This window comes from Chryseobacterium pennae, assembly GCF_003385515.1.
Lineage (GTDB): Bacteria > Bacteroidota > Bacteroidia > Flavobacteriales > Weeksellaceae > Chryseobacterium > Chryseobacterium pennae.
Map to the genome: position 1 here is coordinate 14,575 of NZ_QNVT01000035.1, position 12,856 is coordinate 27,430.

The 12,856-nt window shown below is 38.0% G+C and carries 8 protein-coding genes; all 8 read right to left on the bottom strand.

What is annotated here, in order from left to right; translation table 11 throughout:
• Positions 1–7: 7 nt before the first annotated feature.
• A complete protein-coding gene (locus DRF65_RS25235) occupies positions 8–2,287 on the bottom strand; it encodes a choice-of-anchor L domain-containing protein (RefSeq protein WP_317126218.1) in 2,280 nt (759 codons plus the stop codon).
• 343 nt (positions 2,288–2,630) lie between these two features.
• Positions 2,631–6,215, bottom strand: a complete 3,585-nt coding sequence (locus DRF65_RS25240; protein WP_115973478.1) for a choice-of-anchor L domain-containing protein — start codon at positions 6,213–6,215, stop codon at positions 2,631–2,633.
• A 170-nt stretch (positions 6,216–6,385) separates the two neighbouring features.
• A complete protein-coding gene (locus DRF65_RS25245) occupies positions 6,386–8,752 on the bottom strand; it encodes a choice-of-anchor L domain-containing protein (RefSeq protein WP_115973479.1) in 2,367 nt (788 codons plus the stop codon).
• Between the two features lie 199 nt (positions 8,753–8,951).
• Positions 8,952–9,506, bottom strand: coding sequence for a DUF1003 domain-containing protein (locus tag DRF65_RS25250; RefSeq protein ID WP_115973480.1), 555 nt, complete (start codon positions 9,504–9,506; stop codon positions 8,952–8,954).
• A 10-nt stretch (positions 9,507–9,516) separates the two neighbouring features.
• Positions 9,517–10,287: a TIGR02757 family protein gene (locus DRF65_RS25255; protein WP_394337828.1), complete on the bottom strand. Its 771-nt coding sequence runs from the start codon at positions 10,285–10,287 to the stop codon at positions 9,517–9,519.
• 6 nt (positions 10,288–10,293) lie between these two features.
• Positions 10,294–11,208, bottom strand: a complete 915-nt coding sequence (locus tag DRF65_RS25260; protein WP_115973481.1) for a ribonuclease Z — start codon at positions 11,206–11,208, stop codon at positions 10,294–10,296.
• A gap of 134 nt (positions 11,209–11,342) precedes the next feature.
• Positions 11,343–11,927, bottom strand: a complete 585-nt coding sequence (gene rdgB, locus DRF65_RS25265; RefSeq protein ID WP_394337829.1) for an RdgB/HAM1 family non-canonical purine NTP pyrophosphatase — start codon at positions 11,925–11,927, stop codon at positions 11,343–11,345.
• A 29-nt stretch (positions 11,928–11,956) separates the two neighbouring features.
• Positions 11,957–12,787, bottom strand: a complete 831-nt coding sequence (locus DRF65_RS25270) for a CPBP family intramembrane glutamic endopeptidase (protein WP_115973482.1) — start codon at positions 12,785–12,787, stop codon at positions 11,957–11,959.
• Positions 12,788–12,856: the final 69 nt, after the last annotated feature.

A 12,856-nucleotide genomic window follows, 5' to 3' on the forward strand; every position in this document is an offset into this window, starting at 1 on the left:
CTCTTTATTATTCTCTGTTTTTTAGCATGATCCAGCCAGACCAGTTCATCTGGGTTTTGGATTTTGGATATTCATAGGTAAACTTATACCAGTAAGTCGCTGAAGGCAATCTCTTACCAGATACAGTACCGTCCCAGGTTGGAGTGTCTTTTGAGAATCTGAACATCTCCACTCCATACCGGTCATAGATAGAACCTGTGAAATTTTTAAACTGACCTAAAGCTTTCAGATCAAGTACATCATTAATTCCATCATTATTAGGAGTAATCATATTGTTGATCTGCAAAGTAAAGAAATCAAATGTTCCTATACAGTGCGTTCCTACTCTTCTCACCTGGATTGTATAATTGGTATTATCTAAAAGCCCTGTGAATATATTAGACTGCTGCCATGTAATTCCGTTATCAATAGAATATTCAATACTGCTTGGGGTATTATTCATCGGAGGGTTTTCTGCAGCAATCGTCAGAGTTTTTTTAGATGTTTGGTAATCTATTCCGATGACATAAGGGATTGCAGCTCCCATCACTTTGGCAGAAAAGGTCTTTTTACAGTATCCGTTATCAATTTCAACGGTATAAATCCCCCATTTTTCTACGTCTATTTTCTGTGTAGTAGCTCCTGTACTCCACTTGTATTTATACTTAGGTCCAGCTCCTGCATCAAGGGTAACACGGTCTCCGTCACACATTTCAACATCTGCTAACGGGCTTATGATTTCAGGAGTAACTTCAATTCTGATAGTTGCAGGGTTAAGAGACTTACACCCTTTTTCTCCTATTGCATACACTGTGAATACTGTACTCTGGTATAAAGTAACATCTTGCATATTGCCTGTTCCCGGAAAGTTACTCCAAAGATAGGTATTTCCACCTTCTGCTGTAAGGGTTACGGTTTCTCCCGGGCATACCTGAATGCTTGATGCTTTCAGTTGGGCAGTAGGTGTTTCTTCTTTCAGCAATTTCAACTCTACCAATTTTCTACAGAAACCTCCATTAGAAACTACTACATGCAATATCTGTCCATCTGTACCATTATAGTTCAGGATATTCTGGATATAATTATTATTCTCAGCAACGGCATCAGCCTGATTTTCATAAAATTTAAATATAGCTCCCGGTGTTGTACTAATTGATGACTTAATGGTACTTAAATCAAAAGTGGTAATATCTGGTGTAGTACAGAGCAATAATGTAGCATCAAATGCTTCAGGCGTTGTTCCGCCGTGGATTTCTATCGATGCTTTACCTGGACATGGGTTTCCGGGTACACTTACTTCAATTGTATAGGTTCCCGGCTGTGCAGCAGTAACTACATTGGTTGTAGCGTTAGGAATCAGGGTTCCGTTATAATACCACTGATACAATAAGTTCGGATCACTTACAGAAGCAGTAAGTACCTGAGGTACATTATCACATACGTTAATATCACTAGGTAATTTTGCTCCGCCAGGTCCTAAAAGGTCTACCCCGATATTAAAAGAACCTCCTTCCAGAAATACGGCAGAGTCGAAGCTATGGTCATTGAAGTCAGCGATTACCATTTTAAAATGATATTCCTGTCCTGCCACTACATCTGCTACAGCAGTAAGCGGAACCGTTCTTCCGTTAAAGTTCGTCTCAACATTAGTAGTATTATACCCTCCAAAATACTGTTGATTAACAGCTCCACAAGTGGATCCAATTGCAGGGTGAATATTGGTAATACTTACTGGTCCAGCTCCTCCAGGCAGTATCGCCATATTGGTATAGGCGGCCCCTCCTGATGTAGGTCTCAGTAATATAGCAAAGGCATCCGCATAATTACAGGGAAATGTCCCGGTATATTCGTCGGATGCAATTAAATAATTAAACTTGATCTGAGTAGTTGTAGGAACAAAATCAAACTCCAGAAGTACTGCATCATATAATTTGCTTTCAGTAACCCCAAGCACCTGTGCCAGATCAGCATCTGACCCACCACCATTGGTATCACTATTACTGGATTCAAAACTATTACCTGCCTTTCTTGCATACCCTGTAGAAAGTACAATACCATCTTTAAAAGGAAAATTGGTTGTTGCCTTATGAAAATATCCCCATGCCCTATTTGCATCACCTACAGCATGATTAGGGGTAATCTTTACGTTGGATACATTGGGAGTAATACAGGTATTGGTTCCTGATGAAATCAATACATCTTTTACTAGTTTCTCTATACTATAAGCGGATTCCAGATATCCCGGGGCATTCACATCAATAAAAGCGCCTGCTTTTTTAGACTGAATAGACGCTTGTTTCTTTAACACTGATCTGGGCTGCTGACTTTGTGAAAATGAAAAATTTGAGATAAATAAAAATAATAAACAAATCGGTAGGTATCTTATCATAATATTTCTGTTTCAACAAATTTAATTTTTTTTTAAATATCTAATACACATATTTATATTTTTTATAAAAAAATAACAACATTTATAGATACAAAACAATATTTATAGCAATAAAAGGTATTTTAAGAAAATGATAATATAAAATAAAAACACAATTTATAAACTTTACTACAATTCAAAAAATACATTAACAAAATCAACCAAAATAAACAACAAAACCCTTCGTAATTGAAGGGTTTTGTTGTTTATTTTATATTATAACTTAATTTCTGTTTTTCAAAAGTATCCATCCTGAGCGTTGCTCCAGTTTTTTGCTCGCTGGGTTTTCCCACTGAACTCTATACCAGTAAGTGCCCGTAGGAAGATTGATTCCTTTTAGAGATCCTCTCCATATTACATCTCCTTTTGTTGCCTTAAAGACTTCGGCTCCGTATCTATCAAAAATAGACGCAGAAAAGTCCTTATATCCACTGATTCCGGAGAAATCTATCGTATCATTTATTCCATCCATATTAGGAGTAATAGCGTTGCTGAGTACGAAGGTATAATAATCCACTGAAGTTCCACATTTTGCATTCTTCACCCTAACCATCAAATGATACATTGTATTGTTTAAGATACCGTTAAATACATTTGATCCCTGCCAGGTCAACCCACCATCTATGGAGAATTCTAACACCCCACCTGTAGGATTAGTTGCAGTAAGGGTCATGATATTCTTATCATAAGCAACATTGATGATCTCAGGAAGATCAGGATTGACAAGCTGTGCTGTAAATACTTTGGAACACACCCCATTACTTATTGTTACAGAATATGTTCCGGCAATTTTTGTAGTAATTGTCTGCGTGGTAGCTCCGGTATTCCACAGGTAGGTATAATTAGGTCCCGCTCCGGCATCAAGAGTACCGTTATCTCCGGCACAGACATATACATTTTCTAACGTAGAAACAATAGCAGGAACTACATCTATTTTTATCTCGGCAGCTTTCTCAGAAATACACCCGTTCCCTCCTAATGCAAACACAGAATAAATGGTAGTGGTGGTAGGACTTACTACCTGTGTATCTCCGGTTCCGGTAAGACCCACCCAATTATAAGTAACCCCACCAGTAGCGGTAAGGGTAACAGATTCTCCGGCACATATTTTCACTTTATCTGCAGAAACTCCTGCTATCGGAGGTCCTACTTTAACAGTAACGGTTGCAGGTGTAGCAGAAACACATCCATTAGCCCCTACTGCATGTACTGTATACACTGTCGTAACTGTAGGTGAAACAACCTGAGTATTTCCGGTACCTGTAAGACCATTCCCCCAAGTATAGGTAGCTCCACCAGATGCAGTTAATGTTACTGATTCACCAACGCATATACGAGCTTCTGACGATACAAGAGCTGCAATAGGTGCCACTTTATCCTGAGTTACTGTTACCGTTGAACTATATGGACAATTTAGATTTCCCGGCTGGGATATATTGGTAACAGTTAATGTATATGTACCTCCCGCACTTACTACAGGCGTAAGCGTATTCCCTCCTGACTGAATAACACCCCCAACTGTCGTCCAGATAATAGTAGATCCTGGCGGTATTACAGAAGCTGATGCATTAAGAGTAATCTGGGGAGTTGTACAGGTAATAGTCTGGGGGGCAACTATGGTTAAGGTAGTTTCTGCAGCTCTCAATAATTGCAGAGAAACCACATAGCTACAACCTCCGTTGCTAACTCTTACATAGACTGTCTGGTTTGCCGAAGTAGGTAAATACGCTGTAGGAGTTGCTATAACGTTACCATTACCGGCATCAGCATCGGTTTGATTTACATAATATGCAAAAGTAACCCCGGTTGCTGTTGTGATCTGGCCCTGTGATTCCTGAAGATTAAAAGTTAATCCCGGCTGATAGCATTTGTGAAGTATTGCATTCTGTGCTGTGAATGGCTCAGATACTTCGATGGTAAGTGTCGCAGGATTGGCAGAGGCACATCCATTAGCTCCCACACCGATTACAGTATATGTTGTAGTAACTGTAGGAGTTACAGTTTGTGTATTTCCATTTCCGGGAAGGCCACCACCCCAATTATAAGTTGCCGCCCCTGAAGCTGTAAGTGTTATAGATTCTCCCTTACAGATTTTTAGTTTAGGAGCTGTTAAAGTTGTATTAGGCGGAGCACTATTTCCTGTCACCGTTACGTTTGCAGCCGCTGTACAGTTGATATTTCCAGGCTGATAAGCTTTTGATATTGTCAATGTATAAGTTCCCGGCGCATTGATTACAGGATTCAGCGTAGTGTTTCCTGAAACAATATTTCCACCTGTAGTAGTCCAGTTGAATGTAGCTCCGGCAGGATAAACTGAAGCTGATGCATCCAGTGTAATCTGCGAATTAGCACAGGTCAATATTGCAGGAGGTACTATGGAACCTGTCATCTGTGGTGCTTTAGCCAGATTCAGCTCAGCTACTTTAGCACAGAAGCCATTTTGTACCCTTACATATACTGTTCCTCCGGCACTCTGATAGGCTGTAGGATTAGGAATTATATTAGCAGGACCACCTGCATTGGCATCTGCTAATGTTGTATAATAAGTAAAGACTGCTCCCGCTGTTGTACTTATTGCAGGTTGTGCTGCAGGCAGATTAAATGTCGCATTTCCTGCACTGTAGCAGGCTGTCAATGTAGCGTTTTGCACTGTAGGAGAAGTTCCTCCCACAACGGTAATTTTTGCCTCTCCCGGACAGGTACTACCAGGTATCAATACTTTCACCGTATAGACCCCGGGTTGTGTTGCTGTATAGCTGGCATTGATTTCTCCTGGGATCAGTACATTATTTAAAAACCACTGATATGTCACATTAGGATACTGAACTGAAGCGGTGAAAGTCTGTGGTGTATTATCACACATATTCACTGAGCTTGGCAGCTGTACACCTCCCGGGCCGAGGATTTTCACTCCTATATCAAAGGATCCTGCGTCTAAAAACACAGCTGAATCATAGTTCCCATCCTGAAAATCAGCCAGAACCATCTTAAAATGATAGGTCTGCCCAGGGATAACGGTTGCTTTTGCCTCCAAAGGAACGGTACGGCCTTCAAAATTGGTTTCAATCTGAGCAGTATTGGTTCCTCCGTAATATATTTCGTTTTTTGGACCACAATTAATATTAGCCGGGTGGATATTCGTTACACTTACCGGTCCTGCTCCTCCCGGAAGTACCGCTAAATTCGTATAATTAGGATCACCAACTTTCTTCAGCAATAAAGCAAAACCGTCAGTAATATTACACGGGAATGTTTTCTGATATTCTTCTGAAGCAAATAGATATTTAAAGGTAATCTCAGAGGCAACAGCTACGAAATCAAATTCAATATAGGTAGCATTGGTCAGCTTCGCATTACTAATTCCCAAAGCATTTGCCAGATCTACATCTCCTCCTGTACCCAAGTCATCATTAAGGTCGGGTATATAAGAATTTCCTGCATTTTTAGCAAATCCGGTAGAAAGAATAATCCCTTTAGAAAAAGGAAAATTCGTTGCCACTTTATTAAAGTAACCCCAGCTTCGGTTCTGATTAGTGGGTGGTAAATTGGGAAAAACAAGTACATTACTGATATTATTACTAGCACATCCCCCACCTGAGATAAGAACATCTTTCACCAACTGAGTAATACTATAGGAAGACTCAGGATAATTGGAAGTATTAACATCAATAAAAGCACCTGCTTTCATAGTGGCAGTGCTAGGTTTTTTGGCCGCACCTATTTTGCTTCTCTCCTGAGCAAAAATAAAGCTTCCCATAAAAACAAAAAACAACACTAAAAATAAACTTCCTTTCCTCCTATTTAACATTTTATAGTATTTTAAACAAAAATACTACTTTTTTTGATTTAAATTCAGTTTAACATAATTTACATTGTTACTAATTCAAATTTATTAATCGTAGAATATCAACTTAATTTATTTCAATATCACAAAAAAAAGACTGACAAGGCAGTCAGTCTTTCAATAATATTTTTGAATTATTCTATATTCTTAAGCAGGATCCAACCCGTTTTCACGGTGAGCAATTTGCTTGCCGGATCTTCAAAGGTAACCTGATACCAGTAAGATGAAGACGGCAATCGTTTTCCCTGGAAGTATCCATCCCAATAAGGTCTGAACTTTTCAGCCCGGAATACTTCTTTTCCATAACGGTCGAAGACCTTACCGCTGAAATCTTTATATTTTACGATTCCTCTGAAATCGATAATATCGTTAATATTATCTCCGTTTGGAGTAATTACATTTCTCATAACAAAGGTAAAGTACTCCAGGAATCCTACACAGCTTGTAGTCTTCACTCTTACACGAATGGCAATAACTTCATTTTTAGGCACATTTGTAAATACATTGGAATTCTGCCATGTAAGGCCGTTATCTACGGAATATTCCAATATACCATTACTAGGATTGGTGGCTGTAAGAACCATGGTTCCCTTGTCATTATAGTTCACATTAATAATTTCAGGAATAACGGCTTGTATCACTTTGGTTTTAAATTCTTTAGAACACACCCCATTACTGATCGTTACACTATATTCTCCAGGTTTATTTGCTGTAATGGTCTGTGTTTTATCTCCGGTACTCCATTCATAGGTATATCCGGGGCCTGAGCCGGCATCTAAAAGAATTCTGTCACCTTCACAGATCTGTCCGCCTTTCAGTGTAGAAACAATAGCCGGTACTACCTCAACGGTAACTTCAGCCGGTTTTGAAGACTTACATCCCAGAGCTCCTACAGCATATACGGAATACGTTGTTGTTTTGGTAGGGCTCACCGTTCTTGTTCCATCTGTAACAGAAGTTGTATCACTCCATTCATAAGTTACCCCGCCGGTTGCTGTCATCAACACAGATTCTCCCAAACATATCTTCAGCTTTGCAACATTAAGACCGGCAATAGGGGTTTCTTCTTTTCTCAGTGTTAATGTTGGAATTTTACTACAAAATGCTCCATTAGATACAAGAACATATAATATCTGACCATCCGTTCCATCGTAATTGGAAAGATTCTTAATATAATTATTATTTTGAGCCTGAGCATCTGAAAGCTTCGCATAAAAACGGACTACAATTCCTGGTGTTGTACTGATCATAGGGATTGCACTCTCTAAGTTAAAAGTTTTAACAGTAGGCGTTATACAAAGCTTGAGTACTGCATCCTGGACCGTTGGGCTGGTTCCTCCGACAATGGTAATCGTAGCCTCACCCGGACACTGATTTCCGGGAATCATTACTTTTACGTAATATACACCTGGTTCCACAGCAGTATAAACAGAATTGGTAGCTCCCGGAATCACAACGCCATCTTTATACCACTGATAAGTCATCCCTGGGATGTCGGCTAGCAGTGCCTTTAATGCCTTAGGAGTATTATCACACATATTAATTGTAGATGGCAGAACAGCTCCTGTTTCATCAACGATTTTCACACCGATATCAAATGATCCACCTTCTAAAAAAACAGAAGAGTCTAATTGTGTATCCGATGCATCTGCAAGAACCAATTTGAAATGGTAAGTCTCTCCAGGAATTACGTTAGCAACAGCCGTTAAAGGAATAGTTTTTCCGTTATAATTAATTCCTATATGTGGCATATTCAACCCTCCAAAATAAGTTTCATTGATGGGTCCACAACTGAAACCCACTCCTCCCGGAACAATATTCGTTACACTTACAGGTCCTGCACTTCCAGGTAATACAGCCAGATTCGTATACGCAGGATCTCCTACTTTTTTAAGCAAAAGCGCAAAAGCATCAGCGTAATTACCGCACGGATAATCCCCACCAGGATCATATTCCTGAGAGGCAAATATATAATTGAATTTTACCAGGGTAGAGCTTGGAACAAAGTCAAACTCAAGGGCTACTGCATCTTTCAGGGCTACAGGAGGATTAGTTGCTGCCACCAGATCCGGATCACTTTCTGTTCCTACCGATTTGCTCACATCATCAGTAAAGCTATTTCCTGCATCTTTTGCATGACCAGTAGTCAGTACAATTCCATCTTTAAAAGGAAAATTTGCAGTTCCTCTATTGAAGTAGCCCCAAAATCTTTCGGGCTTATTTACGGCATGATTAGGAGATATGGTAACATTGGTAACATTTGCTGATGTACAGGAACTTCCACCATTGATCAAAATTTGTTTAACCAGCTGTTCAGGAGTAAAACCTGAAGGTGGATAAGGAGGAACATTTACATCTATAAAGTTGCCAGCCTTAAGATTTGCTCCCGTAGGTTTCACCTTTGTTGTCTTTCTTTCAGGAACAACCTGGGAAAATACAGAAATAGAACTCAGTAAAAACGTTAAAAGAAAAAAGTAGTGTTTCAATCTATAATTCAACATTTTGATTTCATTTTGCCCAAATGTAGCAAAAATAATTATATCTTATCAGTATTTAAGACACTTACATCTCAGTTTTTAATGAAAATTCACAATAAATACTTTTTATTTTTAAATTTACTGTAAAAAACAATACTCAATCATAAAAAAACAGACCAGCAAAGCTGACCTGTTCTTATATTCTCAGAGATCTTCCAATCTCCTATTCATCTTTTTTCAACTGATCTATTTCATCCCGAAGTTGAGCAATAATGTCCTTCAAAGCTTTTATTTCATTTTTATTTGAACTTACATTGCTTTTTAGGATAGCATTTTTAGCCTTTTCATTATGATCCTCTTCTTCTTCATCTTCATTAATCTCTTCAATATCCTCACTGATTTCTTCGATGTCTTCCTGAATATCCTCGATATCTTCATTAATTTCCTCAATATCCTCACTGATCTCTTCAATATCTTCACTGATTTCTTCGATATCTTCCTGAATATCTTCGATGTCTTCCTGGATATCTTCAATTTTTTCGTGGCTTTTGTTCACAGACATCTGAATGAAAATTGCCAGATAAATAGCTTCCAGAGAAAGTACTGTAGTAAGAATCAGAAGCATCTTATCAAAATCAACAATTTTCAGCATCGGAAGCAAAAACGAAGTAACAAACAGCAAAGTATGTACAATCAGAGACTGAATAGATCCTATCCATGAGGTAATACGATCTGCTATTTTTTCGAGAACTTCTGCTTTTTCATTATATTTTTTCATCCTTTATTTTTTACAACAGTTCTTTCGTCACACCTAATCCAAACAGAGCAAAATCATATTTTGCAGGGTCTTTTTCATCAAATTTTCTAATGGCTACATCCAGTTCTTCCACTGTTTTCCAGTCATTCTGAGTTCTTTCCACCAATCCCAACTTTCTTGAGATATTCCCGGTATGCACATCCAATGGAATAGACAGGTATTTCTGATCTATATTTTCCCAGATACCGAAGTCTACACCACGTTTATCCTTACGTACCATCCACCTCAGAAACATAATGATTCTTTTGGCTGAGGAATTCTTATACGGTGAGCTTATATGCTTATGACTTCTATGTTTCTCCACCTGCAGGAAACTGCTTCTGAATCTCTCTATGGCGTGTTGGAAATTAGTTTCCGAATCTTTTACTCTAAACAGTTCTTCCAGGCTTTCATGGTCTTTATAAATTCTGTTGAACTGTTTGATAAAATAAGAAAAATCTTCTCCGTTAAAAGTTCTGTGAATGCTTTTATCCTGAATGTCTTTCAAATCTCTTTCAGAATAATTCAACACAAAATCATAGGGAGAATTCCCCATAAGATCCAGCATTTTATTGGCAGAGTTGATGATCGATTTTCTGTTTCCCCAGGAAATAGTTGCAGCCAGAAAGCCTGCAATCTCAATATCCTGTTTCACTGAGAAACGATGCGGAATCTGTATCGGATCATTTTCTATAAAATCAGGAGCGTTGTATTGGTTGGCCTTTTCATCCAGAAAGCTTTTAAGCTCTTCAAACTTCAACATATTTATTTAAATTTTTACACTCTCCAGAGCTTTTGGCAGGAATGAATTAGGGAAAATGGTTCTGGCTTCATCGGTAAATACTGTCAGATCTGCATATCTGTTGGAAAAATGCCCCAAAATAAGCTTTCCTACCTGAGCTTTTTGTGCAATGGTTGCTGCCTCCAATGCAGTGGTATGTCCTGTATAATCTGCCATTTCTTTTAAATCATGCAAAAAGGTAGACTCATGATACAGAGCCGTCACGTTTTTAATGATCGGAATTACACTTTCAAGATAACGGGTATCACTACAGAATGCATAAGATACCGATGGAGCCGGATCAAGAGTCAGTACTTCATTTTTAAGAACATAACCATCACTTAAAACGAAATCTTTTCCTGCTTTGATATTATGATAATCACAGCTTTCAATTTCACTGTATTTGGCAATTTCCTTCATATCCAGATGTCTGTCCTTCGGCTTTTCTTTAAAAAGATAACCATTACAGTAGATTCTGTGATCTAAAGGAATGGTATATACCTCCACTCTATTGTCCTCATAGATTTTTTCGGAATAATCTTTATCCAGTTCATGATATACCACTTCAAAACCACGATGCGTTTCCGTAATCTGGAAAATAGTTTCCATCATCTTCTTAATCCCTTTCGGACCATAAACATGTAATGGGTTTTCTCTTCCCAAAAGACGAAAAGAGGCAATAAGCCCCGGAAGACCAAAGCAATGATCACCGTGAAGATGAGAAATAAAAATATGGTTGATTTTTGAAAATCTGGCTTTTGCTTTTCTCAACTGTACCTGTGTTCCCTCTCCACAATCGATCAAGAAGAGCCTTTCTTCCATTTCCAACAGCTGGGCTGTGGGTGAGGTATTGATCGTCGGAATTGCTGAATTAAAACCTAATATTGTTAAATAAGTACTCAAATCAATTGTTTATTGTAACAAATGTACGACAGAAATTTTAAAACATATATTTTACCTTTACTTTTAAGCAGGAAAAGCATAAAAAAACCACTTCTCCGGGAAAGAGATGTGGTTCTTTTTATCTGTAGTATTGATTACTTTACTTTTAAAAAATCCATAAACAGATCCAATGCCTGCTTACGGTGGCTGATCTTGTTTTTATCTGCGGGATCCATTTCTGCAAAAGTTCTGTCATATCCTTCCGGAACAAAAATCGGATCATACCCGAATCCTTTGAATCCTTTATTTTCAGTCAGTAAATTTCCGTGAACTCTTCCTTCGAAATATTGGGGCCCATTTTCATCATAATAACATAAAACAGTCACAAAATAAGCTTTCCTGTTCTCTACTCCCTTCATTTCTTCCAATACCTTTTCAATATTTTTAGCAAAATCATGATCTCCGGCATAACGGGCAGAGAATATCCCAGGTCTTCCGTCTAAAGATTCTACTACAAGCCCGCTGTCATCTCCCAAACTCGGAACTCCAGTCTTTTCAAAACAATATTTCGCCTTAATTAAAGCATTAGCATGAAAAGAATCTCCATCTTCTATAATTTCTTCGTGAATGTTATAATCTGTAAGACTTTTAACGGTACAGTCATTTCCTAAAATCTGCTGAATCTCTTCTTTCTTATGCTCGTTGTGGGTAGCTACCAATAATTCCATTTCTATATTCATTTTCAATTTTACTTTTTAACTGCTGTTGATTATATTTCAGAATAATGTACTTTATATTTCTTCATAAAAAGATAGTAAAACAAAGAAAAAAGTAGAATTCCTATAGCTAAAATCAGCCATTCTGAAACATTAAAAACTTTTGCAAAACTTTCATCTTTACCATAAAGTACCAGTAATGACAGGGTCAAGTTATTAAATGCATGTAACAATATCGGCATCAGTAAAGATTTTGTCTTGTGATATACCAATCCTAACACGCACCCCAACATCACAGCACTGATGAACTGCCATGGGTTTCCATGAACTACTCCAAAAATAATGGATGCATATAAAATAGCTCTCCATGGTTTTACTCCTTTATTGATCAGTCCTTTCTGGATAATCCCTCTGAATATGATTTCTTCAAAAATGGGAGCCATAATTACTGTCATGATAATCATAACCACAGGATTATCGGTCAGCTGACTCATAAGCTGAATGAAATATTCGTAGAAATCTCCGAAAAAAGGACCTGATGTAGGAATCAGTGTTGTTGTAAACTCTGAAATAAACATCATCCCTGCCATCATCGGAAAAATAAGGAGATAGGTATAAAAATTAACGGATGAAAGATTAAAATTAAGCCTCTGCTGTGTGGTTCTTCTCACAATGAAAAAATCGAAGAATGCAATGGATGTGACGAATCCTACAGAATTGGCCACCATCAGAAACCAGTCTTTCAATTCAAGATTTTCTTTGAAAGCCACCTTCCAAAAGGTACTGAATAAAGAAACAGCCATCGTCCCTACAAACAATCCAACCACTAAAGTAACAGCGCCCAGCCATGTGAAAGTAAACTTCGGATACCTGCTATTTTCCATTCTTTTTTCTGTAAAAATTTATTGAAACAAAGATAATTTTTTTGAATGCTACAGGCAACTAAAAAAGAA